This is a genomic window from Bradyrhizobium sp. Cp5.3 (assembly GCF_000426265.1).
GTDB classification, from domain to species: domain Bacteria; phylum Pseudomonadota; class Alphaproteobacteria; order Rhizobiales; family Xanthobacteraceae; genus Bradyrhizobium; species Bradyrhizobium neotropicale.
This window is the reverse complement of the sequence record NZ_AUFA01000022.1, coordinates 13,163-37,212: the sequence shown is the minus strand read 5'-3', so window position 1 is coordinate 37,212 and position 24,050 is coordinate 13,163. Positions and strand designations below refer to the sequence as shown.

The 24,050-nt window shown below is 60.5% G+C and carries 21 protein-coding genes; 15 read left to right on the top strand and 6 right to left on the bottom strand.

Features of this window, described 5'->3' with window-relative positions; genetic code table 11:
- Window position 1: 1 nt before the first annotated feature.
- From K289_RS45075 to K289_RS0125960, 3 genes are all read right to left on the bottom strand, one after another.
- Window positions 2-979, bottom strand: a complete 978-nt coding sequence (locus K289_RS45075; protein ID WP_051310801.1) for a dihydrodipicolinate synthase family protein — start codon at window positions 977-979, stop codon at window positions 2-4.
- 41 nt (window positions 980-1,020) lie between these two features.
- Entirely contained in the window at window positions 1,021-2,316 is a 1,296-nt protein-coding gene (locus K289_RS45070) for an MFS transporter (protein ID WP_198024769.1), read from the bottom strand.
- A gap of 69 nt (window positions 2,317-2,385) precedes the next feature.
- On the bottom strand, window positions 2,386-3,171 hold the full coding sequence (locus tag K289_RS0125960; protein WP_027554213.1) for an SDR family oxidoreductase: 786 nt from the start codon (window positions 3,169-3,171) through the stop codon (window positions 2,386-2,388).
- A 112-nt stretch (window positions 3,172-3,283) separates the two neighbouring features.
- Here K289_RS0125960 and K289_RS0125955 point away from each other — a divergent pair, with 112 nt between their 5' ends.
- The 3 genes from K289_RS0125955 to K289_RS0125945 all read left to right on the top strand — a co-directional run bounded on the left by K289_RS0125955 (window position 3,284) and on the right by K289_RS0125945 (window position 7,844).
- Complete coding sequence (locus K289_RS0125955; protein WP_027554212.1) at window positions 3,284-4,234, top strand: LysR family transcriptional regulator; 951 nt, start codon at window positions 3,284-3,286, stop codon at window positions 4,232-4,234.
- Window positions 4,235-4,830: 596 nt separating this feature from the next.
- Window positions 4,831-5,730 (top strand): TRAP transporter substrate-binding protein, encoded by a 900-nt coding sequence (locus K289_RS0125950; RefSeq protein ID WP_371260855.1) that lies wholly within the window; start codon window positions 4,831-4,833, stop codon window positions 5,728-5,730.
- 86 nt (window positions 5,731-5,816) lie between these two features.
- Window positions 5,817-7,844 carry a methyl-accepting chemotaxis protein gene (locus K289_RS0125945; RefSeq protein ID WP_027554210.1) on the top strand — a complete coding sequence of 676 codons (2,028 nt, stop codon included), beginning with the start codon at window positions 5,817-5,819 and terminating at the stop codon, window positions 7,842-7,844.
- 384 nt (window positions 7,845-8,228) lie between these two features.
- Here the strand turns inward: K289_RS0125945 and K289_RS0125940 are convergent, their stop codons facing one another.
- Complete coding sequence (locus K289_RS0125940; RefSeq protein WP_027554209.1) at window positions 8,229-9,113, bottom strand: LysR family transcriptional regulator; 885 nt, start codon at window positions 9,111-9,113, stop codon at window positions 8,229-8,231.
- 159 nt (window positions 9,114-9,272) lie between these two features.
- Between K289_RS0125940 and K289_RS0125935 the strand changes: the two genes are divergently transcribed.
- Genes K289_RS0125935 through K289_RS0125920 form a run of 4 tightly spaced genes read left to right on the top strand, consistent with a single transcriptional unit; the run spans window position 9,273 to window position 13,131 of the window.
- Window positions 9,273-10,634 (top strand): MFS transporter, encoded by a 1,362-nt coding sequence (locus K289_RS0125935; protein ID WP_027554208.1) that lies wholly within the window; start codon window positions 9,273-9,275, stop codon window positions 10,632-10,634.
- Between the two features lie 37 nt (window positions 10,635-10,671).
- Window positions 10,672-11,871, top strand: coding sequence for a mandelate racemase/muconate lactonizing enzyme family protein (locus K289_RS0125930; protein ID WP_198024768.1), 1,200 nt, complete (start codon window positions 10,672-10,674; stop codon window positions 11,869-11,871).
- An 11-nt stretch (window positions 11,872-11,882) separates the two neighbouring features.
- Window positions 11,883-12,662 carry a ribonuclease activity regulator RraA gene (locus K289_RS0125925; RefSeq protein WP_027554206.1) on the top strand — a complete coding sequence of 260 codons (780 nt, stop codon included), beginning with the start codon at window positions 11,883-11,885 and terminating at the stop codon, window positions 12,660-12,662.
- Between the two features lies 1 nt (window position 12,663).
- Window positions 12,664-13,131 (top strand): nuclear transport factor 2 family protein, encoded by a 468-nt coding sequence (locus tag K289_RS0125920; RefSeq protein WP_027554205.1) that lies wholly within the window; start codon window positions 12,664-12,666, stop codon window positions 13,129-13,131.
- Between the two features lie 328 nt (window positions 13,132-13,459).
- Here K289_RS0125920 and K289_RS0125910 read toward each other — a convergent pair whose 3' ends face one another.
- The gene (locus K289_RS0125910) at window positions 13,460-15,007 is read right to left on the bottom strand and encodes a Fic family protein (RefSeq protein WP_198024767.1); all 1,548 of its coding nucleotides are present in this window, start codon (window positions 15,005-15,007) and stop codon (window positions 13,460-13,462) included.
- A 303-nt stretch (window positions 15,008-15,310) separates the two neighbouring features.
- Here K289_RS0125910 and K289_RS50685 point away from each other — a divergent pair, with 303 nt between their 5' ends.
- On the top strand, window positions 15,311-16,036 hold the full coding sequence (locus K289_RS50685) for a hypothetical protein (RefSeq protein WP_156918186.1): 726 nt from the start codon (window positions 15,311-15,313) through the stop codon (window positions 16,034-16,036).
- Window positions 16,037-16,083: 47 nt separating this feature from the next.
- Complete coding sequence (locus tag K289_RS45065; RefSeq protein ID WP_035685762.1) at window positions 16,084-17,280, top strand: XRE family transcriptional regulator; 1,197 nt, start codon at window positions 16,084-16,086, stop codon at window positions 17,278-17,280.
- Window positions 17,281-17,331: 51 nt separating this feature from the next.
- Here the strand turns inward: K289_RS45065 and K289_RS0125895 are convergent, their stop codons facing one another.
- Complete coding sequence (locus tag K289_RS0125895) at window positions 17,332-17,928, bottom strand: hypothetical protein (protein WP_027554201.1); 597 nt, start codon at window positions 17,926-17,928, stop codon at window positions 17,332-17,334.
- Window positions 17,929-18,153: 225 nt separating this feature from the next.
- Between K289_RS0125895 and K289_RS0125890 the strand changes: the two genes are divergently transcribed.
- The 6 genes from K289_RS0125890 to K289_RS0125865 all read left to right on the top strand — a co-directional run bounded on the left by K289_RS0125890 (window position 18,154) and on the right by K289_RS0125865 (window position 24,034).
- A complete protein-coding gene (locus K289_RS0125890) occupies window positions 18,154-18,741 on the top strand; it encodes a hypothetical protein (protein WP_156918185.1) in 588 nt (195 codons plus the stop codon).
- A gap of 185 nt (window positions 18,742-18,926) precedes the next feature.
- The gene (locus K289_RS50680; RefSeq protein WP_156918184.1) at window positions 18,927-19,121 is read left to right on the top strand and encodes a hypothetical protein; all 195 of its coding nucleotides are present in this window, start codon (window positions 18,927-18,929) and stop codon (window positions 19,119-19,121) included.
- 171 nt (window positions 19,122-19,292) lie between these two features.
- On the top strand, window positions 19,293-20,039 hold the full coding sequence (locus K289_RS0125880) for a GMC oxidoreductase (protein WP_035685757.1): 747 nt from the start codon (window positions 19,293-19,295) through the stop codon (window positions 20,037-20,039).
- Window positions 20,036-21,106 (top strand): putative 2-aminoethylphosphonate ABC transporter substrate-binding protein, encoded by a 1,071-nt coding sequence (locus K289_RS0125875; protein WP_051310799.1) that lies wholly within the window; start codon window positions 20,036-20,038, stop codon window positions 21,104-21,106. The genes K289_RS0125880 and K289_RS0125875 overlap by 4 nt, the downstream gene beginning before the upstream one ends.
- A 107-nt stretch (window positions 21,107-21,213) precedes the next feature.
- A complete protein-coding gene (locus K289_RS0125870) occupies window positions 21,214-22,305 on the top strand; it encodes a putative 2-aminoethylphosphonate ABC transporter ATP-binding protein (RefSeq protein WP_027554196.1) in 1,092 nt (363 codons plus the stop codon).
- On the top strand, window positions 22,298-24,034 hold the full coding sequence (locus K289_RS0125865) for a putative 2-aminoethylphosphonate ABC transporter permease subunit (protein ID WP_051310797.1): 1,737 nt from the start codon (window positions 22,298-22,300) through the stop codon (window positions 24,032-24,034). Before K289_RS0125870 ends, K289_RS0125865 begins: the two co-directional genes overlap by 8 nt.
- Window positions 24,035-24,050: the final 16 nt, after the last annotated feature.

The following is a 24,050-nucleotide window of genomic DNA, read 5'->3' as shown; positions in this document are numbered from 1 at the left end:
CTTAGGCCGCCTGCTTCACGCGATAGGAACGGATGAGGCCGGACTCTCCGGCCGCCTCCGCGCGGCGCTCGAGGCGCGCCAGCAGACGCGTCAGCTCTACGTGATCGTCGCGATAGAGCGAAGGACCCGGCGCACGCGCCTTGGCCGTTGCGATCAGGCCGCGGCGGCGGAATATTTCCTTGCGAATTGCGAGCCCAATCCCGACCTGCCATTCGTGGCGAATGACCGGCAGGAAGATGTCGTAGAGATCCTCGGCACTTTCAGGATTGCCTGCGAAAAAGCGATTGCAAACTTCGATCAGGATCTCGGGGAAGGCAACGCCGGTATTGGCACCGTCGACGCCGCGCGCGAGCTCCTGAGGCAGATGCAGGCCGCTGTTGCCGACCAACATCGAAACCCGGCGGCGACCGCCGCTGGACTCCTGCGCTCGCATCTTAGTGATCTTGCGCAACGCCGAGCCTTCCTCGTGCTTGACGATCTGGACGTTTGGCACGCGTTCGATGATGCGGGCAAGCGTGTCAACCGACATATACACGCCGGTGTTCTGCGGATAGTCCTGGAGCGCAATCGGCACATGCTCGCCGATGCGCGAGGAAATCGCTTCGAAGAAGCCGAGCACCTGATCCTCGGTCTTCAACGATGGGGCCGGCGCGACCATGATGCCGGATGCGCCTTCGCCCATCACCGCCGCCGCGAGCGAGGCAAACTCGTCGAAGCCGGCCTGCGAAACGCCGGCTATCACCTGGGCGCGGCCGTCGAGACGGCGGACGACGCGACGCACGAGGTCGATCGACTCCTCCTTGGACAGCTTGTTGGCCTCACCCAGAAGACCGAGCAGGGTCATTCCGGGCACGCCGATCTCAAGGAAGAAGTCGACGAGCCTGTCCATGCTCGCAAAGTCGATGGCGCCATTGTCCAGAAACGGGGTGACAGATATCGGATAGACCCCTCGGGCCGTGGCATCGATCAGTTTTGTCATGTCGTGGTCTCTCAAGAGGCAGTTAAGCGAGGCGGCAGTGGTTAGGTCGAAGCTACGGTCCGGCTGCGGGACAGCGCAACGCAGATGCCGCCCGCGACCGAGCAGATTCCGATGATGACCAGCGAAAGCGTGAAGGTCGGGGAAATTGATTTCGCATATCCGATGATCAGCGGACCGAAGAACTGTCCGAGAAGATTCCCGACGCCGCTGACGAATGCCACCGCCGGAACGGCCTTGCTGAGCGGCAGGATCTCGGTCAATCGGGCAAAGATTAGCGGCACCAGCATTTTCATGAGAAAGCCGATGATGATGAAGGCTGCGATCTGGACCGCATAGAGATGCACGGGAATGAAGGCCGCCCCGATCATCAGCATACCCGTCAACATCGTCGGCACCGCCGCATGCCAGCGACGCTCCTGACCATGCTTGTCGGACCGATTTGTAATGTAGAGGATGCCCAGCATCGTCGTGAGGAACGGTGCACCGGCATACAGGCCGACCATGAATTCGCTCAGCGTCCCGTATGATTTGAGTATCGCGGGCAGCCAGAGCGTGAACCCGTAGAGGAGGACGCTGTTGAGACCAAAGCCGGCCGTCATCAGCCACACAGCAGGCTCACTGAAAATCCGCCACCACGGTTCGGAGATGGACGTGGAATGGGCCGCCTGCTCGGCGGCAAGCTCGTCCTTGATGAGCTTGCGGTCTGCCTCGGACAGCCAAGAGGCGGCGTCGATCGATTTTGGAATCGACATGAACCAGACCGCGCAGAAGATCCAGGCCGGAACGCCTTCCACGACCATCGTGAGGCGCCAGTCATAGGCCGACAACAGCGCGCCAGAAATCGGCCCGGCGAGAAAGCCGCCAATTCCGAGGCTCAGGTTCCAGATGCCGAATGCGCGGCCCCGTTCGCTTTTCACGAACCATTGGGCCAGGAACATGGACGTTGCTGCGTAGATGGGACCTTCGAACAGACCAAGCAGAAAGCGGACTGCGACGAGTTCCCAGAAATTCCGGACCAGTCCCGTCGCGATGGCCGTCGCGCCGAATAGCACCAAACACAGACCGATTAGCCGGCGCGAGCCGAATTTCAACGCCAGGAAGCCGCCCGCGAGCTGCGTGATGGCATAGCCCCAGGCTAACGATCCACCGACCCACCCGGCTTGGACCGGCGTCAGCCCGAGCTCCGGAGTGATGTGCGGGAGAGCCATGCCGATGTTAACACGATCAAAAAAGGAGATCGTATACATGATGAAGACCGCCGGCAGGACAATCAGCCATCTCGCTCTTCCAACTCCAATCGTCGACATCTCTCCGACGTGACTGGTCGTAGCACTCATGAGCCTTTTCTCCCAATATTGTATCGTTTGCTCGCGTCGCGTCTTAGTGCGCGATGTTTGCGAGAATTCCTAAATGCTTGCGATCAGTCCACCGTCGACGCGGATCACGGACCCGGTCACATAGGACGCAGATCGCCCCGACAGAAAGGCGACGACGGCCCCATACTCGGTGGGATCGCCATATCGGCCGACCGGGATCGAGCTCTCGCTTTCGTGCGCGACCTCGGCAACTGGGCGCTTCTCGCGCTCGGCCTTCTTCTCATCCAGAAACTTGATCCGCGGCGTGGCGATGCGTCCCGGAAGGACAATGTTACAAGTCACTCCGTCGGCTCCGACCTCGCGGGCCAGCGTTTTCGACCAGGCAACGAGGCTGGACCGCAAGGCGTTGGAGATGCCGAGGTTTGGAATCGGAGCCACGACACCGGACGACGTACTCGTGATGATGCGACCCCATTTCCGCGCGCGCATCCCGGGCAGCAGGTTGTCCGTAACCTTGATGACGGAGAGCACCATGCTCTCGAAGCTTTTCGACCAGAGAGCTGCGTCCTGGCCCGCTGCGGGTGTCGGAGGGGGGCCGCCGGTGTTGTTGATCAGGATGTCGACGGGGCCTAGATCTGATTCAATTTGCGCGATCTTGTGAGCGATGCCTGCGATGTCGGCGAGGTCCCATTGATAGACGCGGGCGGTACCGCCAAACTTCGCAATCTCCGCGGCGGTGGCCTTCGCGGCGTCCTCGGCGATATCAGCCAATGCAATCCGGGCCCCCTCGGCTGCAAGCGCTTTCGCGATTGCGCCGCCAAGTCCGCCGCCCGCGCCGAAAACAAGCGCGACCTTGTCCTTAACGCCAATGTCCATCTCGTAGTCCTCCCGACCTTATCCAGCCATTGTGGAAACCTCGATGTAGCCGGTGAAGCGAATTTATCTTGGTGATTAAGCAATTTTGCAGGACAATCCACAGACGCGGAGGATGACGCAGGACATGGTCAAGCCGGCACTCAACTTAATGAACTTCAATCCGAAGCTGCTGCAAACCTTTGTGCTTGTTGCCGAGCACAAAAGCTTCAGGATTGCGGCAGAGATGACGGCGCGGTCCCAATCAGCGGTATCTGCGCAAGTGAGGGAGTTGGAACGTCAGCTCGGGTTGGCGCTGCTGCATCGAACGACGCGATCCGTAGGTTTGACGCCAGAAGGCGAAGAGCTGCTCAACGGCGCCCGACTGGCTCTCAAGGAAATTGAGCATAGTCTTCGTGTGATCAACGAAACAGCCGAGTTACGACACGGACGGGTTGTTCTCGGCTGTGCTCCGACGATTGCGGCAAGCTGCGGGCCGACCATACTGGCAACGTTCGAACGCGATTACCCTAACGTGAAAGTCTTTCTGCGCGAGATTGCTTCGGACGGACTGCTCGCGGCCCTGCGCGACGGCTCAATCGATTTCGCAATAGCGCAGGCCGTTCCGCCAGAGCCCGACCTATTAGTCGACGTGTTGCTACAAGATCCAATAGTTGCGCTCGCGCCGAAAAGCATCATTCCTAAACCTCGGCGCAGCATTTCGCTTGAAGAGCTTTCGAAGTTGCCGCTTCTGCACCTTGCACCCGCGACTTCGATGCGTCAGCTGTTCGACGCTGAGATGAAGAAGCGTGGTCTTCCGTCGCCCTGCAAATACGATTGTCTCCATAGTCTGACGCTGCTGGCGATGGCAGAGGCTGGCCTCGGCGTTGCAATCCTTCCGCGCTCGGTGCTTAGGCTGACGGCAAGTTCCCAGATGACCGGAATTCCCATTGGACCCGAGAAGTTAGTCAGGAGCATCGCTTTGATATCGCGGTGCGACCGGGCTTTGTCGCCCGCCGCCAAACGATTGGCTGATCTGGCGCGCCAAGTCGTTTTGAAAGGTCACAGATCCTTCGAGGATAAGTAGGCGATTGTCAGTACCGAACGTCTGCCGCATCGGCAGCGGCCGCCGATCAGGCTGCTTGCAGCGCTCGTATTTTTCCGCGCTGAATCGGGCCGGTTCGTCAATGTATAGGTGATTGCATATTCGGATGATGTCGGGACACGCCGCTGCGCTTGTCGAGAAGATTCGACGAGGCCCGATCCCTGTCGGAAATTGCTGTGGTCGCTCTCGAGAGATTCTTCGGATGACCCTAGGTCAGGCGCCGATCTCGCGAATTCTGGGGCCGTAGCTTGAGCCCCGCCTGTTGCAGAGTAGTCGATTAGCGAATTTTAGTTGGCGATTGTGAAGTATTTCCGCACAATGCGGTCTGCGGTACCGGCCCGCCCATTTTAACCGGCTCGTTCTTCGCGATTTTACTACGGCTGCGCGGCATGAAGAGCGCCATCGGCTGGCAGCCATCAGGTATTCTGCGGCCTAAGCTTAACTATTCTTGTAGTTGATCTCGATATGATCGCGACGCTTGGGGGGAGCGTTCGATGAAGTGGCAAACTGTTGGTTGGCTCGGCACTATCTTGACGTTGTTGTCTTTGGGACTCGTGCCCGCGACCGGAACACCACAGATGGTGTCGTTGGTTTTCAACTCGGCGCCAGAGGGGCCGCAACAAATCGGTTCGGACGAATTCCGCCGCAAGCTCGGCGAGATCGCCGAGAGGCGCATCATCCTGGATGAGCGTGGTGGCCCCTCTCTGGGTGGAGAGCCGGCGATTCTCGCGGCAACGCGCAGCGGTGTGATCGACATGGCGACTCTCTCGGGCTCCATTGTCAGTGCCGTCGTGCCTGAATTCGGCGTGTTCGACGTTCCGTTTCTCTTTCGTGACGCCGCGCAAGCCAAGGCGGTCGCAGACGGGCCGGTCGGTGCTGCGCTCGCCAAACGTTTCGCCGACAAAGGCCTTGTGCTGCTCGCGATCGGCAAGCAGGGCTTCCGAAACCTGACCAACTCGAAACGGCCGATCCGCACGCCCGCGGATCTTAAAGGCCTCAGGATCCGAGTGCTTCCTAACGATATCTATGCGATGACGTTCAAGGCGCTTGGGGCCGAGGTTGTGCCGATGGATTTCACGCTCGTTTATTCCGCCCTGAAGGACGGCCGCATCGACGGGCAGGAAAATCCCGTCATGACCATCGCCACCAGCCATCTCGACGAAGTTCAGAAGCACGTCAGCCTGACCGGACATTTCTTCTCGCCAATCGCCTTCGTCGCGAATCGTGACATGTTCCAGGCGCTCAAGCCTGTCGATCAGGCGATCATCATTGCCGCCGCTAAGGCTGGTGCTGAAGCGACTTGGAAGTACGGTGTCGAAGGTGAGGCGAAGAAGCTTGACGAATTGCGCAAGGGAGGCATGGAGATCATCGAGAAGGTCGATCGCCAGCTCTTCATCGACGCCTTGAAGCCGCTCGAGCCCGAGTTCGAAAGGCGTTTCGGTAAGGATCTGCTCGCCCAAATCCGTGCAACTCCGTAGAGCATGATCCAGCCCCGTACATCCACATCGGCGGCAGGAATGCGGTGGCCTTCAAACATGATTGTGTGTGGTTAGGGTTCAGAGCCATGAATTCCTTCAAGCTCCTGTCTTACATCGGCATCCGCCAGCGTATCTTTGGCGGCTTCACTCTGATCCTTGGGTTCCTTTTGGTGCTCGCGCTTCTGGCCGTCGTGCGAATCTCGGAGATCGGCGGCACAGTCGGCGATCTCGTGACCAGCGCGGACGGGGACGCTGGTATGTCGCGCGTCCATGCTGCGCTCTTGTCGGCCAACGCAGCGGTCGAAAAATTTGTGCGCACGCGCAATCTCGGCGACCGTGACAGCGCCGCCAAGGCGATTGACAGGTTCGGCCAGACCTTCGACGAGATCGACAAGCAATTCGGCCATTTGCCGGCGATCGCGTCGGGCCGCGGCGTGCTGGTGGAAGCTCTCGATGGGTACAAGAAATCCTTTTCGGGAGTTACCGGCGCCGTCGACCATCTCCGGAATGCCAGCACCAAGAGCGATGCACTCGGTGCATCGGCGGGCCTTACCGTCGGTGCCATCAATACGACGCTTGCCAACCAGTCAGAACATGTACTCAACCCGCTGCGGATAGCAGCTACGGCCGACACGGTGCGTATCGTGGTACTAAGGTATATCGCGAGTGAGGCACAAGTCGACGCCGACGATGTCGTTCGGTCAATCACCTATGCCCAAGCCGCGATTGCCGATAGCGAGACGGAGATCGGCGGCGCCGATCTCCCGCGTCTAAAAATGCTGATCGCGGCACTCAAGAAAACGCTCGCGGATCAATCGGCGAACTTAACGGATCTCGTGACTGCGGTCGGTGAACTGCGCGCAGGTCAAGCCGATCTTGGCAGGGCAAGCAATGTTATCGACGCGCAGACCAGTCGGATCAGTCAGGCGCTTGGTGCCGCGCGCAAAGAACAGAGCCGGCTGACGGCGGAGTCGGTCGAGCACACCCACAGTCTGGTGATCGCCGTCGCAGGCTCCGCACTCATTTTTGGCGCGCTGCTCGCTTGGGGGATCGGACGGAGTGTGTCGCGCCCTATCAGCCAGATGACCTCGCGCATGCAGTCGCTTGCGGCCGGCGAGCTCGACGAGGCGATCCCAGGTGGCGATCGCGGCGACGAGATCGGACATATGGCCGGTGCCGTCGAAGTGTTCCGGCAGAATGCACAGACCGTTCGCCGCATGGAGCGCGAGGCTGCAGCACAACGTGTTGCGGCCGAGACCGAGCGTGCGGCGATGATGGGAACACTCGCTGATCGGTTCGATCGCGGCATGGAAGGCGTTATCAGCGGCGTATCGAGCCGCGCCGAGGAGATGGGACAGAGCGCAGAGAGCCTTGCTCGCGTCGCCGAGCGTGGCCGCTCACTCGCCGAGCAGGTGGCCGCTACGTCGACTCAAGCCTCCTCCAACGTTCAGACGGTTGCTGCCGCGACACACCAGTTGGCGGCCTCGATCAAGGAGATCTCGAGCCAGGTGGCCCGCTCCGTGTCGGTGTCTGACCAAGCCAAGGAAGAGGCATCGCGCACCGAGGCGCTGATGCGTGCGCTATCACATTCCGCCGAGCGCATCGGCACAGTGGTCCAGCTCATCCAGGCGATCGCGAGCCAAACCAACCTGCTCGCGCTCAATGCCACGATCGAATCGGCGCGTGCCGGCGACGCGGGCAGGGGTTTTGCCGTTGTGGCCAACGAAGTGAAAAGTCTCGCGACGCAGACGGCTCGAGCCACCGAGGAGATATCGAGCCTTGTTGCCGAGATTCAGAGCTCGACCGGCCGATCGGTAGCCGCGATCGGCCAAATCGGCAAGACCATCTCTGCCATGACCGAGATTGCGACAACGATCGCATCCGCTGTCGAAGAGCAAGGCGCCGCAACCAGCGAGATCGCCCGCAATGTCGAGCAGGCCGCGAACGGCACCGCAGCCGTGAGCGAGCAGGTCGGCGCCGTTCGCACCGTGGCCGGCGAAACCGATATCGGTGCCGAAGCCGCGCTCGCAGCAGCCTCTGCCCTTCAGGATCAGGCGGTCGCGCTCAAACGTGACGTCGCGGAATTTTTACAGACGGTGCGCAAGGCGAGCTGAGTGGATTGACGCCTCTCGATGGGTTTGCAAGCTGGCGCTGATTGGTATCAAATTCATCAAAGAAGTTTGCGGCTGATCAGAAGCCCCCCAATAGCCGCCTTGTGCCCAGGTTTCGTGGTGCTAGGCAGTCGGACCGGTCTGTCGAAGTAAGATTCTTATGTTAAGAGAAAAGGATCGACGAAAGCACAGATGTCAGACCCGACGGGTTGTCATCGCCGCAATCCTCACGGGCGCGCATGCGGTCTGCGAGGCTTTTGCTCGTGCTCCGCAATCTCCATCGATGTGGAATCAAGATCGACGAATCGACGTATTGCAGGGCGCGAGATAGCTGCTTCTCAGGAAACAGCGAAGGACCGCTGCAAAGATTGGCTCTTGTTCCTGTCCTCAGCGCGTTGGTCGGAACGCCAGTTCGCGAAGCCGCGCCAGGGCGACGTTGCGGCTATCACTGCGCCAGATCGCGTGGAGCTCGGCGAACACGGACGGCCCGAGCCTGATCGGGCGAAACACCACATTGTCGAAACAGGCGTTGCGGGTCTCCTCCGGCACGATGGCAACGCCAAGGCCGGCGCTGACCAGCGACAGGATCGCCTGCGCCTGGCTCATCGACTGCACCACCTGCGGCCGCACGCCGTTGGCGTCAAACGCCGCGGTCAATAGTGATCGCATATAAGGTCCATCAGCCGAATACATGATGAAAGGCTGGCCTTCGAGATGCGACAGCTCCGGCCGCCGGCGTACCGCGAGCGGATGATTGAGCGGCAGCGCAAGCGCAAGGCCCTCGCGGAAGACGGCCGCGCTTCGAATCGGCTTCTCCGTTTCGATCGGCCTGACCAGGCCGAGATCGATCCGTCCTGATCTGAGCGCATCGAGTTGCTGACGCGATGTCAGTTCCTCGAACGTAATTTCGATGTTCGGCAGTTCGGCCCTTACGCGCGTCGCAAGCCACGGCAGATAGCCATAGGTCGTTGCGCCCACGAAGCCGATCGACAGCGCGCCGCCCGCCATCGATGCGGCCTGCCGTGCGGTCTTCACGGCTTGCTCGCGCTGCTGCAGCAAGGCGCGCGCTTCGCCAAGAAAGGCGCGACCCGCCGCGGTCAGTTTCACCGATCGGCTGGTGCGCTCGAGCAGGGTGACCCGGAGAGTATCTTCCAAGAGCTTGATTTGCCGGCTTAGCGGCGGCTGCGTCATGTTCAGCCGCTTGGCCGCACGGCCGAAATTCAGCTCATCGGCCACCGCCACGAAGGCCCGCACCTGCCCGAACTCGATCATTGATACCTTTTCTGGATCAATTTCATCCAAAAATGAGCTTAGACCTGAATTGATCACTGATCTAGCTTTCTCGCGTCCTGAGCGCCGCTGGCGTCTCGCGGACATCCACGGTCGCGCAAGTCCGACCGGGTCAAACAAAACGGGAAAGGGCGGAGCAGCGTGACCACGGAGCAGAAGCCGTCCGCACGGACGCATTATCGTTTTGTCACTTTGGCGTTGATCACCATCCTGCTGGCGCTCAGCAGCGGCGACCGCGCGACATTGTCGATCGCCGGACCCAACATGACGAAGGCGCTTGGCATCACGCCGGTCGAGCTCGGCTGGATGTTCTCGGCCTTTGCCTGGGCCTATGTGCTGGCGCATCTCCCGGCGGGCTGGATCGCCGACCGGCTCGGCGCGAAGCAGACCATTTTGGGCGGATTGATCCTGTGGTCGCTCGTCACCTTCCTGATGAGCTGCGTCGGCTGGGCCAGCTATCCGTTCCTGGTGATGCTGATCCTGCGCTTCATGCTAGGCGTCTTCGAATCGCCCGTCGGCCCCGCGGCCGGCCGCATCATCGCCGCATGGTTTCCGTCCACCGAGCGCGGCATCGCGGGGGCTATCTTCAACAGCGCGCAATACGTCTCGCTGGTGATCTTCACGCCGCTGATGGGTTTCCTCGATCATCGCTTCGGCTGGGAGCACATCTTCGCTGTCATGGGTGCGCTCGGCTTCCTGTTCGCAGCGGTGTGGGCACTTACCTATTATCCGCCGAGCGGTCATCCCAAAGTCAGCGCCGCGGAGCTCGACCATCTGCGCGCCGGCGGCGCGCTGGTAGATCTCGGCGGCGCGTCGCCGGCAGCGGTGGCAGAGCAGGGGCCGCGTTGGTCCGACCTCGGCGAGCTCTTCAAGAGCCGCATGCTGGTGGGCATCTTCCTCGCGCAATACGGCATCTCGTCGATCACCTGGTTCTTCGTCTCCTGGTTTCCGACTTATCTGGTCAAGGCGCGCGGCCTATCGGTGCTCGATGCCAGCCTGATCGCGACCATTCCCGCCATCTGCGGCTTCATCGGCGGCGTCGCCACCGGCTTCTTCACGGACTGGCTGTTCAAGCGCACCGGCTCGCTCGGCATCGCGCGCAAGACCCCGATCACGATCGGCCTCGTCATGACGGTGTTGATCATCGGCTGCAACTACACGGACTCCACCGTGCTGATTACGGTGCTGATGAGCGCGGCCTTCTTCGGCAAGGGCTTTGGCTCGCTCGGCTGGACTGTTGTCGCCGACACTGCGCCTAAGGAAGTGATCGGGCTCACCGGCGGCGTGTTCAATGCGATCGGCAACACCGCCGGAATCGTGACCCCGGTTGCGATCGGCTACATCCTCTCCGCCACCGGATCGTTCAACGGCGCGCTGCTCTATGTCGGCCTGCACGGGCTGCTCGCCGTGCTCTGTTACTGGGTCATCGTCGGCCCGATCGAACGCCTCGTCATCCGTGAGGGCGGCGGCCTGATCCGCGCCGCGCCGGTGGCGGCCGAATAACCTCATCCCCCGAAAATCCACAGCACAGGAGAACGTCATGAACCAACACACGCAGGTGACCCCGCGCATCATCGCCAACCCGCTCGCCGCAGGCCTTGCCGCCGGCGAAGCCACCACCGACCGCATTGCCTGGGTGCGGACCTCGCTGGTCTTCCTGCCGCTGGGGCAGGCGATCAGCGATGCCAAAGTTCTTACCGGCCGGCAGAAGCCGCTCACCGAGATCGCGTTCCTGTTTGCGGAGATCGAGACCGAGAACGGCCATAGCGGCATCGGCTACAGCTATTCCAAGCGCGCCGGCGGTCCCGGCCAGTTTGCGCATGCCAAGGAAATCGCCGGCGAGCTGATCGGCGAGGATCCGAGCGACATCGCGCGGCTCTGGGACAAGCTGGTCTGGGCCGGCGCCTCGGTCGGCCGCAGCGGCATGTCCACGCAGGCGATCGCCGCCTTCGACATCGCGCTGTGGGACCTCAAGGCCAAGCGCGCCAAACTGCCGCTGGCAAAGCTGCTGGGTGCCCATCGCGATTCCGTGCGCTGCTACAATACCTCGGGCGGCTATCTCTCGATGCCGATCGAGGAGGTGAAGGAGCGCGTCTCCATGGCGCTCGACAAGGGCATCGGCGCCATCAAGCTCAAGGTCGGCCAGCCCGACCCGATGGTCGACCTCAAACGCATCGAAGCGGTCCGCAACCATATCGGCGACGTTCCCTTGGCGATCGACGCCAACCAGCAATGGGACCGCACCACGGCTCTGCGCTTCGGCCGCATCGCCGAGCAGTTCAACCTGACCTGGATCGAGGAGCCGCTCGACGCCTATGATTACGAAGGCCACGCGGCGCTCGCGGCCGAGCTCGCAACCCCGATCGCGACCGGCGAGATGCTGACCAGCGTCGACGAGCATTACGAGCTGATCCGCAACAATTCCGTCGATTTCATCCAGCCCGATGCGCCGCGCGTCGGCGGCATCACGCCGTTCCTCAAGATCCTGGCGCTGGCCGACCACAAGAAGCTCCAGCTCGCGCCGCATTACTGCATGGAGATCCATCTGCACCTGACGGCGGCCTATGCCCGCGAACCCTGGGTCGAGCATTTCGAATGGTCGGAGGCGATGTTCAACGAGAAGCTCGAGGTCGTGAATGGCCGCATGATCGTGCCGAACCGGCCGGGCCTCGGCTTCAGCCTGTCGGAGCAGGGGCGCGCCTGGGCCCGCGACGTCCACGAGGTCGGAAAGCGTCCCTGAGGAGCATGGCTATGTACGAGCCGAAAACGAAACTCAGTCCCCTCGATCCCTCCGTCATCCAGCGGCTGAAGGAGGTTTCCTCTGCATCGCTGACCACCGAGCTGTTCAAGAAGGGCCTGCGCCAGTGCTTCCTGGTCGGCCTCGTGCCGATGAACAACGACGCGGTCCGCTTCGCCGGCGAGGCCTTCACCATGCGCATGATCCCGGCGCGCGAGGATCTCGACACCATCGAGACGCTCACGCCGCATCCGAACGCGGACAATCTGCAATGGGAGGCGGTCGAGAACATTCCGCCGGGCCAAGTCCTGGTGATCGATAGTCGCAACGATCCGCGGGCGGCATCGGCGGGCGCGATGCTGCCGACGCGGATGAAGGCGCGCGGTGCGGCCGCGATCGTCACCGATGGCGCATTCCGTGACGGCCAGGAGCTGGCACGGCTCGACTTCCCGGCCTATGCGCGGCAGGTCACGGCCTCGACGCGGCTGTCCTATCACCGCGTCGCCGACCTCAATGTCCCAATCGCCTGCGCCGACGTCGCGGTCTACCCGGGCGACATCATTGTCGGCGATGGTGACGGCGTCACCGTGGTGCCCAGGCACCTGGCGGCGGAGATGGCCGATCTCTGCGAGCGGCGCGACCAGCTCGAAAAGTACCTGTCGTATCGCATCTCCGCCGGCGAGCCACTCTATGGCGTCTATCCGCCGACGCCTTCGGTGCGCGCCGATTTCGAGGCCTGGAAGAAGGCCGGTGCCGATCCAGCGAGGGCGACGACGATCCGGGCGGGGGCATGACATGAGCAAGACATCCCCCGCCGCCATGGAGGCGACCATCCGCCGCTATTTCGACGCCTGCAACGCGGCCGATTACGATGCCTTGATGTCGTGCTTCACCGCCGACGCGGTGCACTATTTTCCGCCCGGCCTGCCAGATATACCCTGGCGCGGCGCCGAGACCATCGCGCGCAAATGGATCTGGTGCGTCGAGAATCTCGGCTCGCAGTGGACGATCGAAAAGATCCTGTGCTCGTCGCGCGCGCCGGAAGCGGTGATCGAATGGACCCATTGGAAGCGCAAGCAGAGCACCGCGCTCCGCGGTGACGAATGGTACGTGTTCGACGCGGCGAGCGGGCTCATCAAGGAGATCAGGGCCTATTACGCGGCCCCCGCCAATCCCGCGGCTCGGATCTGCGAGCTCGTCGAGTTCGACTATCGCGGCCGCGGCTATCATCTTTCGGAAGATTCTGGAGAGAGCGCGTCATGAACAGAAACTTCCGCGATGACGTTCTTTACGTCTCGAATGCGGAAGACGGCAACATCGATGGCTATGAATTGCACGATGATGGGCGTTGACCTCCGTCGGCAAAACCGAAGCTGGAAAGCTCGCGATGCCAATGGCCGACAGCCAAGACTAAGAGCACCTCTACGCAAGTCGGGGCGGCAAACGGCGCTTCATGCGGCGGAAGGGCCGGTCGCTGCATGAGCGCGCAAGTCGATCGCAGTCGCTCTATCTGAAGTCAATGCGTTTGAACGTCATGGAGCCAGAGGAGCAATGGGGCAAGTCAAGCCGACGCATCGTGAAGTCACTATCCTCAGCCAGCTACGGCTCCGCCTTGGTCGAATGATTCTGCGTATAGTTGTTCAATCTTCGAAACCTCGTCCTCAGTCAGAGCAGCGAACTCGTTCTCTCGCGCTCGCTTCGACAGCTTGCCCTGATTCTGCCTGAGGAAGCCGAACAAATTGTTCAGCGTCCTCTCCGGCATATCGATCATGCTTGCTACGCCCGCGCGGAACGTGTCGAAGCCGAGAAGGAACCGAGTTTCGTTCGGAAGATCCCGCTCGATCGTCTGGCGCACGCAGGCATACAGAAATTCCGCGTGCGGCGTTGCATCGAAAAAGCGATAGAAATCGGCAGTATCGTTGAGAACCTTAACGTTGCCAGCCGGCGTCGCCTCCCATTTGATGCAGGGAAGTAGCCTGTCCGAATAGCTCTCAAGGACGCTTTTGTACTCGGTAATCCGGTCGAGAATAGCCGATGACACGGGAAAATGCAGGCCGGCCGGGTTAAAGCCGCGACGCGCGAGAACATGATGGATCAGATAGCGATGAATGCGCCCGTTGCCGTCCTCGAACGGGTGGATATACACGAACCCGAACGCGAGTATAGCGGCCGCGATCACAGCATCGAATTCACCCTCGGCGCTATGGTCGAATGCGATGAGTCCCGCCATGAGCGAAGCTATATCTTCGTGGCGCGCACTGATATGGTCCGGGATAGGGCGCTGCGTATCGCGATCGTGCTCGCCGACAAAACCGCCATCCTTTCGGAAACCGAGCTTCACGAAACGCTCGTCCCCAATCACGATACGTTGGAGGCGAAGGAACTCCTGCTCGTCGAGCGCTGCGCCGCCGGCCTCGCCAATAGCGCGGCCCCAGCGCTGGACGCGATCCTGTGGCGGCTTCTCTCCTTCGATCACATAGCTGGACTTTGAGTCCTTCAGCAGAAGGAAGGCTGCGGTACGGGCTAGCAGATCCTTCGGCACTGCGCTGACAACTGCGCGCGCGCGCTCCTTCCAGTCCTGCGCAATGAAGTCCTTCAACGCTGGAGTCCTGAAGACAAGCGGACAGAATTCCGGCGTTCCGGGAAGGTTGTTGCGGACACGATGCCGAGCCGAGTTCTGCCCCGTGGCTCCGAACTGGATGTCGATATCGACAGCATCCACATACGAGACCTTGTCTGCGGCAGGCAGGTTCAGCTCCTGGCCGAGCAGCCACTCGTATAAGAACCAAATTCGGCGCGCATACAGACCGGTAGGCTTCTGCCTTACGAGCTCTGCGATATCTCCTCCCGTGACGGCAAGGAAAAGCCGCTTCAGGACGGCTAGATCCAGGCCTTCGTACTTGAGGGCAAAAGTCAGGTGTCCCTCAAGCGATGCCTCGGGCGCATGGCGAGGCGTGTAGATGCGCCAGCCGCCCTGTTCGAGGATGCGGTGTTTGGTGCCGATGGCCGAAAGTGCCCGGGGAACCGGGACGGACAGATCGTAAGCGTCAATCAGGGCCGCATAGCCCGCTGGAACGGCCGGCTCGGGTAGCCGTCGGTCACGAAAAACACTTACTGGACCTGAAAATGACGCGCTCAATTGGATTTCTCTGATAAATGATCTCTGTTCTCTGAATTCTCTTGGGGAGAACCCAGACTTGGTGAATTACAATCGAATTTCGTGAAAAATATGCTCTCAAGCTGATATCTGCGAAAAGTGATCGCGCGCTCCCCGCCGGAACGCTGGCAGAAGGCGCTCAGGGAGAGCATCCGGTCCGACCCGTGCCGCGCCGTCCAATTACATCTTTTTCAACCTGTTAGAGTCGATCTAAGGACATATTTTCTTTCTTTTCGCAAAACTTTCGCGGTAATATCCATATATACGCATGATTCGAGGTTAGGCATGACCGCTCCCATTCGTTCTAGGCTCCGTACCGTTCTCTCGCGTAACTTGTTGATTGATTTAGAGGATCGGATTAAGGCGGAAGCGCTGCGCGCACACGAAGTGGTTCGCGACGGTTTCGAAGGGTTGACGCCCTTGCGCGCACGCGGTCTCGAGGGCCAGGCGCGTTTTCGCAGTTGTGAGCAAGGCTTCGAAGACGTCTGCTCATTGCATGGCGGGCACCTCCTTGAGGGCGGGGTGATGCCGAAAACGGATCTGCGGATCCACCAACCCTTTATGCGCTTCGAACACGAAGGGCAGGGGATCATCCTGGCGCTCGCCAGCATGCCAGCGACGGGCGCGCTGCCGGCGAAAAACAAATCCCGCCTCGCCGGGGTCAGCGTCAACTATGAGCTTTCGCTGCGCCTCGACTTTGACGGTACTGGGCCGAAGATCGGCGACATTTTTGTAGCTCTTCTTGTCGCTCGCGATCGCGATCGCGCCGGCAAGATCGAGGAGATCGCAGTGGGTGTGATCGAGTCCAACTACGAGGGCTTTCTCTACTACGAACCGCTGAACTCATTCCTCGCTGGGGAAGATGGCGTCGCCCCGGACGTTCCGCCGCCGACGCCCATCGCTCCGCCGGAAGCCGAACAGCCGCAAGTGATGCTGAAAAAGGTCATGAGGCCATTCGTTCCGCCCGAGGCGCCGACGGTCAACAAAGAGGAGGGTGATGCTCAGGGCTGATCCATTATCCCTGAGCGATTGGCAATAGAAACGATCTTGGTGAACAAATGCGTGTGGGTACACCCGGATTCATACCGGAGCGTCTGACCGAAGTACGGGCGGCGCGACGGTTAACAAGCATGTCGGCTCTTGCGCGGCGCCTCAGCATGAGCGCGAGCACTGTTGCGCGCTGGGAAGACGGAACGAGCGCCCCGGATGCGGATGCGATGACGGCGCTTACCAGCGCCCTCCAGGTGCGCCGGGAGTATTTTCTAAGGCCTATCCAAAAGAATTCTCGGGCGATGTTTTATCGCTCGCTGTCATCAACGCTGGTGCGCGACATCGATTATCAACAATCGCAGCTGCGTTGGCTGCAGGAAATCAGTTCTGTCCTGCAGCATTATGTCGACTTCCCCGCAGTCGACGTGCCCGATGTCCTCGGGAAATCGAGCTACAGGCAGTTGCGTGATGAAGACATAGAACGAATTGCACTCGATCTCCGCCGTCACTGGAAGATCGGCGAGGGGCCCTGCACGGATGTGGTCGCTCTGCTCGAACGGGTCGGCGCGATTGTCGGCTCCATCGAGATGGGCACAGCGAAACTTGACGGCGTCTGCACCTGGTCGGAACCAGAGGGGCGACCGCATGTCTTGCTGGCGACTGACAAGATGTCATTTCCACGCCGGCAGATGGATGCCGCACATGAAATGGCCCATGCCGTGCTACATAAAAATGTCTCGCAGGATGAGCTGAAAAAGGATCTCAAGCAGATTGAAGATCAAGCGCGGCGATTGGCGGGTGCGTTTCTACTTCCGTCGACCACCTATCCATACGAGGTCAAGCGACCGTCACTCGCCATGCTCCAAACTCTGAAGGAGAGGTGGCGCGTTTCCATCAAGGCGCAAATCAAGCGCTTGGCCGATCTGGAGCTCATTCCTGAAGGTCACGACGTCGATCTTTACAAGCTCTATTCGGCAAAGGGGTGGAATCGAGAGGAGCCGCTTGATTGCGAATGGCCTTTGACGGAGCCGCGGACGCTTGCGCATGCGTTAAACTTGATTGCCGATGCTGGCGTGCGAACAAAAGCAGATCTATTAGCGGTCGAGTTCACGATGTCTGCTGGAGACGTCGAAAATCTCGCCTCCCTGCCGCCTGGTTGGTTTTCTGCGCCAGCGGCTGAGGTCGTACAGCTGAAGGTGACATCTAGCCGTAGCCCTTCTTCCACTGAAATGGGCGGCGTTGTCGTCCCCTTCACCCGGAAATGAGCTCCACAGTTTTGGAGTGGCCGTTCCAAAAATAGCTGCGCAGGCCGATCTCTACAGTGATCGCGGCCACCAGCCACCATTGATTCCCAAAACCGTCCACATCGTCCTTTCCGCTATCGGAAGCGCAGCTTTCCGACCGCCCTCGCGGATTCCCCGGCGCTGGAACTGCCATACGGCGAAAAAATCGAGGCATGTAATCCAATATGAGGAGTGAGGATCTGCGATCGCCGCATCGGGAAACATATCACTTCGGCGCTGCACCAGGCTCAGCTTCCGACACCTTGCAGAGACTTCAGTATGCTTGAAATCGATCTGGTGCATCGAATGGGCGAAGATATTTCCCACCTTGTTGATGATGCGCAGATCGTCCCGGGACGTCTTTTCGATAAAGCCGGCGGCATAAGCAATGGTGATTTTCGAGGATGCCGCGGCCAGGAAGCCATTCTGTGCGCCGTCGAATGTTCGCGCATCTTCGTCATTGTCGATCCGGAAGCGCTCCCGGATCACCGTTTCGAGTGCGTAGTCCACATCGGCAGCTGCCGTAATCGCGAGCATGTGGTCAGGCGCCGTTCTGAGGGCTTGCAGAACGTCGATTTGCTGATCCTCGGTCGGGCGATCTTTGAGTGGATCAGGGCGCTTCGTGCTCATATGTTCGCGGGCTTCAGATGCAGGAAAAGACTGCAAAACAGGTACTTCGTGCTACAAAGCGAGTCGTAACAATCGCTCAAAAAGGAGATTGGGATTGTCGTCCAGTAGCTGATTCGCGATATCACATATCGATGCATTACGGCATGGTGAACAGGAAAGGCCCCGGAGCGGGGCTTTCTGTGTTTTTGGCGGGAGGCAAGCCTGGTCGATCAGAATAGGCGGTTTGTGGCGGAGTTTGCCAATCCGCACTCGTGGCTGCTGTCAGCAGAAAATTTGCACGAACAGGCTACGGCGCTGTATGCGACGAGAGACCAATCGTCTCTCTTGACGCGGCGTGGCCCGGATAAGATTGTACTTCAGGAAACGCGCGGCGTCGACAAACCGGTCTTTCTGCTCGGTGGCTTCGCGCTGGAAAATGCCATCAAGGCTTTTCTCGTTTATGAACATCCCGCGTGGATTTCCAACGGCCGACTGGCGAAACACCTGAAGTCTCACAGCCTCACGAAGCTCCAAGATCAGTCGAGCCTGGTCCCGTTTAAGAAGCGGTACCTGTGGGTCCTCAAAGCTTTCGAATCGGGCCTGGACTCGTGGTTCCGGTATCCTTGCGCGCTCACAATCGAGGAGACTGAAGAAGAGCAGCAGCTTTATGCGATGATTTGGGACGGATACCTGCGCGTGATGCACGCTTATGGGAAAAGGCTAGTGCACCTGCTTGATAAGGGCTGGAATGGGCCGCACGGATTCGTGGGTAATCGCTGGGAGATTCGGGGAGAGACCCTTGGGTATAAGAGGCCGCTGAAAAAGCGCTCCTAGGCGATTCTAAGCGGTTTGGCAGGGGACTTCGGCCAGCCACCGTACGCCCTTGACGAGGACCAAGACCGTTCGGGCCGAGAGCTCGTTGTTCATGTCTTCGCGACACTGGCGCCTCTTGTATTTAGGATGTGTGTGTCGACTCTCCTCTCGCCTTCTCTAAGCCACTCTGCAAAGAGGCGCTCCACGTGAGCGCGATAGCCGCTAATCGTTTTCTTGCTCCGGCCTTTGCGGATCAGGTGGGCTTCCAGATAACGTTGCCAAGCCTGCTTGAGGCTAACGGTTGCTGCGGCAGCTTTCCGGTCTGTTTCGGCTTGTTCGGCGTCTGCTTCTTGCCTCGCCTTCGGGTGCTGTCCTTTGCCGATCTGAGCGAGACCCATTAATAATCTGTTTTCCCAACCGTCGCTCTTGCAGATAAATTATTCTGGCGTTCGACCTGATCGAATTGGATCGGGTGTCTGGGGATTGTTCGACGAGGATGTCGAAAACCACATGGGCATCAGTGGCGAACTATTGATGTCTCAGGACGGCTAGCAAAGGACAAGCGGCCGGGAATGTTCGGCAGCACCATGTGGCAGGTTGGTTTTGCCCAGAAGCCAAACGATATCCTTGGCTTCGCCAATGCGCGCAGCGCATTGTCTGGCGAGGGCCTGCATGCCCACATGAAGGCGGCGGCGCGCGGCCTGACCCGGATGCTGGGCCTCAATGAGGCACTGCCCAATCCGGACAATCGCATCATGCTGGCCGATCAAAAGGACGAATTCGGGATTCCCCTCGCTCGGGTCGTTCATTCCTACGATGGGAATGCCCCGAGCCTCTGGCGTCATGTCAATGAGGAAGGGCTGCGGATCATGACCGCGGCAGGCGCGACGGCAGCCTGGTTCAATCCCAATCCGGGCGGCATCCATTTTCACGGTGGAACGATCATGGGTGATGCGCACGCTACGTCGGTGACGAACGCCTATGGCCAGACGCACGATATTCCAAACCTCTGGATCGGCGGTCCTGGCCTGTTTCCAACCGAAGGCGCGGTCAATCCGACCTTCACTGTAAGCGCCCTGGCATTGAGAAAGCGCCGAGAAGCTCGTGCGCGATTGGAATCTGCAGATCCCATAGCAGGGGGCCTGCGTTTGCGAAACCTGCCCTTATCGCTGGATTTACTTGATCCCCGCCCTTTCCGCTTGGGGGGCTGGCGCCCGGGTGCCATCGTGTTTCGCGATGGACGATTTCCGCTTCGCGCATTCCCACCTCAAGATGCGGCGCCTAGCGTGTCAAACAGGGCAATGAGGCAAGAACCATGACCGGACATTTCGCAAATTCCAAGCGCTTTGGGGTCGATCGGCTCCGCCTTTTCGGTCTTCTCGCCGGATTTGTGCTGGCAGGCACGGCTTCGGTCGCGGTTGCCCAAACCGCCAAGGAAACCATCACCGTCTACACCGCGCTGGAGAAGGAGCAACTCGCCCCCTATAAGGCGGCCTTCGAAAAGGCCCATCCCGACGTTGAGATTTCCTGGCTGCGCGACAGCCCGGGTATCATTCTGGCTCGCCTGCTTGCCGAGAAGGACAACCCGCGCGCGGATGCCGTCTGGGGCGTACCGCTCATGCACCTCGTCAGCCTCGAAAAGCTTGGCATGCTTGAGCCCTATGCGCCAAAGGAGTACGAGAAGCTGAAGTCCCGCTTTCGCGATAGCAAGACCCCGCCGTCCTGGACTGGCATGGACACCTGGATGAGCCTGATCTGCTTCAATACGATCGAGGCAAAGAAGCGCAACCTTCCGGCGCCGGAGACTTGGGCCGATCTCGCCAAGCCCATTTACAAAGGCCAAATCACCATGCCGAACCCGGCCTCGAGCCATACGGGCTACATGGCCATCAACCACTGGAAGCAGTCGATGGGCGACAAGGCGTGGTCCTTCATGGATGAACTGCACGAGAACATTGCGCTTTATACCCATTCTGGCTCGAAGCCGTGCAAGATGGCCGCGACCGGCGAGTACGTCATCGGTATCTCGACCGACATCACCTCGCCGCAACTGAAGGCCAAGGGTGCGCCGATCGACATCATCTTGCCCAAGGATAAGACTGGCTGGGATATCGAGGCCACCGCGATCATCAAGGGCACGAAGAAACTCAAGGCGGCCCAGGCGCTCGCCGATTTCTCGGTGAGCAAGGAAGCCAACGACCAGTACAACAAGTTCATGGCGATTGTCGCCTACCCCGGCGAGTTTCCAACGCCCAAGGCGTATCCGTCAGGAGCCGAAGCGGCCATGGCCGATCAGGACCTGACGGCGAGCGCGCTCGATCGCGAGGCGCTGACCGCCGAATGGGTCAAGCGTTACGACGGCAAGTCCGAGCCGAAGGCCAATTGAACCCTCGACCCGAGAGGCCGACGGGCCATCACGGAAAGCTCTCCTCCAGTTAGTCCGGCGCGCATCGCTGAAATCGCACTGGGTCATCTGATGTCATCCGGGTCTCCATGGTTCCTTCTTCCGGCCAAAGCGCGCCGCTGCTCACGATCCGCGGCCTGGGCAAGACCTTCGGCCGCTATGCCGCATTGAAGGCAATCAACCTCGAGATCTATGAAGGCGAGCTCGTGAGCTTCCTTGGACCTTCCGGCTGTGGTAAGTCGACGCTGCTGCGTATTATTACCGGTCTGGAACGGCCGAGCGTCGGCGCGATCATTCGTGACGGGCGCGATATCTCAAAGCTCTCGGCAGCCGAGCGCGGCTTCGGCATCCTGTTCCAATCGTATGCACTCTTTCCGAACCTCACCGTTCGCCAGAACATTGCCTATGGCCTGAAGGCGAGAGGGCGGGCTGCCGACGCGCGTGTCGCGGACTTGCTCGATATGGTCGGTCTGCCGGACACGGCCGGCAAGTACCCGTCACAACTTTCCGGAGGACAGCAACAGCGCGTCGCTCTGGCGCGTGCGCTCGCACCGAACCCGCAATTGCTCCTCCTTGACGAACCGCTGAGCGCGCTCGACGCCAAGGTCCGCATCCATCTGCGCGAGCAGATCAAGGATCTGCAGCGCCGGCTCGGCATTACCGCCATCATGGTGACACACGACCAGGAGGAAGCACTCGCCATGGCCGACCGTATCGTGGTGATGAACCACGGCACGGTCGAGCAGGTCGGAACGGCCGCCGAAATCTACCGCCGTCCCGCCTCGCTCTTCGTGGCGGGTTTCGTCGGCAGGATGAACGTGTTGTCGGGACGAATCTCCGGCATGCTGTTCAGGTCGCAAGATGCATCGATGACGCTTGAACTTGCGCCCGGCGGGCAGGATGGCCCGGCCAAACTCTGCATACGCCCCGAGGACGTCGAGATCTCGGCCGCGGCGCAGATACCAGCCACCAACTGTGCGGCCGCGACAGTGACGGCCGCGGAATTCCTCGGTTCTTTCACCCGCCTGCGCATTGTCGTACCGGCCTGGGGTGGCCTCGAACTTACGGCGGAGGTTGCTGCCCGCCAGATGCGTGAACTGGCGATCGGGCCGGGGGCCGCAGTGTCGGTGGTACTCGATCCCGCACGTCTGCAAATGCTGCCGGTCGCCGGCCATGCGTGACACCATCGCGCGAGACGCTCGATGTCGCTCGCCCGTCCTTTCCGAGCCCGTGCTGCGGCTTATCCTGACCGTTATCTTGCTCTTGATATTGGTCGTATTGGTGCTGTTGCCGGTTGTCGCCATCCTTGGCAAAAGTCTTGAAGATCAGAATGTCGGCCTCGCCAATTTCCGAGATTACCTCGCCAATCCCTCGCTTTCGCGCTCGATCGGCAACAGCCTGGTGCTCGGCCTGCTGACAACAGGAATTACGGCGTCCCTGGCTTTTCTCTACGCTTATGCGCTCTCGCGTAGCTGCATGCCGTTCAAGCCTCTGTTCCGCGGTATCGGGCTTCTGCCGATCCTGTCGCCCTCGCTGCTGCCGGCGATCGCACTGACCTATCTTTTCGGCAACCAGGGCCTTCTCAAGGCGCTCCTCGGCGGCGGCTCGATTTATGGGTTGTCTGGTATCGTCTCGGCGCAGGTCTTTTACTGTTTCCCGCACGCGCTGATGATCCTTGTCACAGCGCTTGCGCTCGCAGATGCGCGCCTTTACGAGGCGGCCGAGACGCTCGGCGCATCGCGCTCTCGCATGTTCCGTACGATCACGCTGCCGGGCGTACGTTTCGGGTTGATCAGCACCGCCTTCGTCGTCTTCACCATCGCCGTCACCGATTTCGGCGTGCCAAAGGTGATCGGCGGGCAATTCAACGTCCTTTCGATCGAGATCTACAAGCAGGTCATCGGCCAGCAGAACTTCCGCATGGGTGCCGTGGTTGGCGTATTGCTGCTGTTGCCAGCGGTTCTGTCATTTGGCGTCGACCTCTACGTCAAGCGCCGGCAAACATCGATGCTGGGGACGCGCGCCGTCGTGCTGGTCCCCGCGCCCCGCCGTGCCTTCGACCTTTCCATGCTGGCAGTCACGAGCGTGATCGCGGCATTCATCCTCTTGCTCGTCGGTACCGCCTCGTTCGCCTCCTTCGTGTCCTTCTGGCCGTACGATCTCAGCCTCACATTGAAGAACTACGATTTCTCATCCTATGACGCCGCAGGCTGGTCGTCTTATGCCAACTCTCTGAAGATGGCGGCGCTGACCGCGCTGATCGGCACGATCTGCGCCTTCGGTGGTGCCTATTTGGTCGAGAAGGGTCCGGGGCACGCGCTGCCGCGCGCGCTTTACCGCGGCTTTGCGATGCTGCCGCTCGCCGTTCCGGGACTGGTGCTGGGTCTCGGCTACATCTTCTTCTTCAACAGCGCGGCGAACCCGCTGAGCGATGTCTATGGCGGCCTGTCGATTCTCGTGATGTCGTCGGTTGCACATTATTACACCGTTCCGCATCTGATGGCAGCGACGGCGCTGAAGCAGATCGACAATGAGATCGAGGAGGCGGGGGCAGCCCTCGGCGTTGCTTTTTGGCGAACCTTCGCGCGGGTCACCCTGCCGATCTGCGCGCCGACGGTCATCGACATCGCGACCTATTTCTTCCTCAATGCCATGACCACGATCGGCGCGGTCGTCTTCCTCTATTCCCCAGCAACCAAGCGCGCCTCCGTCGCGGTGGTCGAGATGGACGACACGGGCGATACGGCAGCTGCCGCCGCCATGGCTTTGATGATCTTGCTGACCGCAGCGGCGGTAAAGCTCATCCAGTTGTTCCTGACCTCCGTGATCGTCGCGCGGACCCAGGCCTGGCGCCAGCCCGGCGCAGGAGACTTGATCGACGACATTGGACATGCTTCATCAGTGGCTTGACGGTGCGAACCCCGGG

Coding starts and splice junctions, on each gene's coding strand:
- K289_RS0125955 (WP_027554212.1), top strand. CDS start 3,284: ATGACGCAGGACATGGTCAAGCCGGCACTCAACTTAATGAACTTCAAT.
- K289_RS45070 (WP_198024769.1), bottom strand. CDS start 2,316: ATGAGTGCTACGACCAGTCACGTCGGAGAGATGTCGACGATTGGAGTT.
- K289_RS0125930 (WP_198024768.1), top strand. CDS start 10,672: ATGAACCAACACACGCAGGTGACCCCGCGCATCATCGCCAACCCGCTC.
- K289_RS0125870 (WP_027554196.1), top strand. CDS start 21,214: ATGGTTCCTTCTTCCGGCCAAAGCGCGCCGCTGCTCACGATCCGCGGC.
- K289_RS45065 (WP_035685762.1), top strand. CDS start 16,084: ATGCGTGTGGGTACACCCGGATTCATACCGGAGCGTCTGACCGAAGTA.
- K289_RS50685 (WP_156918186.1), top strand. CDS start 15,311: ATGACCGCTCCCATTCGTTCTAGGCTCCGTACCGTTCTCTCGCGTAAC.
- K289_RS0125925 (WP_027554206.1), top strand. CDS start 11,883: ATGTACGAGCCGAAAACGAAACTCAGTCCCCTCGATCCCTCCGTCATC.
- K289_RS0125895 (WP_027554201.1), bottom strand. CDS start 17,928: ATGAGCACGAAGCGCCCTGATCCACTCAAAGATCGCCCGACCGAGGAT.
- K289_RS45075 (WP_051310801.1), bottom strand. CDS start 979: ATGACAAAACTGATCGATGCCACGGCCCGAGGGGTCTATCCGATATCT.
- K289_RS0125875 (WP_051310799.1), top strand. CDS start 20,036: ATGACCGGACATTTCGCAAATTCCAAGCGCTTTGGGGTCGATCGGCTC.
- K289_RS0125950 (WP_371260855.1), top strand. CDS start 4,831: ATGGTGTCGTTGGTTTTCAACTCGGCGCCAGAGGGGCCGCAACAAATC.
- K289_RS0125960 (WP_027554213.1), bottom strand. CDS start 3,171: ATGGACATTGGCGTTAAGGACAAGGTCGCGCTTGTTTTCGGCGCGGGC.
- K289_RS0125865 (WP_051310797.1), top strand. CDS start 22,298: ATGCGTGACACCATCGCGCGAGACGCTCGATGTCGCTCGCCCGTCCTT.
- K289_RS0125880 (WP_035685757.1), top strand. CDS start 19,293: ATGTTCGGCAGCACCATGTGGCAGGTTGGTTTTGCCCAGAAGCCAAAC.
- K289_RS0125940 (WP_027554209.1), bottom strand. CDS start 9,113: ATGATCGAGTTCGGGCAGGTGCGGGCCTTCGTGGCGGTGGCCGATGAG.
- K289_RS0125920 (WP_027554205.1), top strand. CDS start 12,664: ATGAGCAAGACATCCCCCGCCGCCATGGAGGCGACCATCCGCCGCTAT.
- K289_RS0125945 (WP_027554210.1), top strand. CDS start 5,817: ATGAATTCCTTCAAGCTCCTGTCTTACATCGGCATCCGCCAGCGTATC.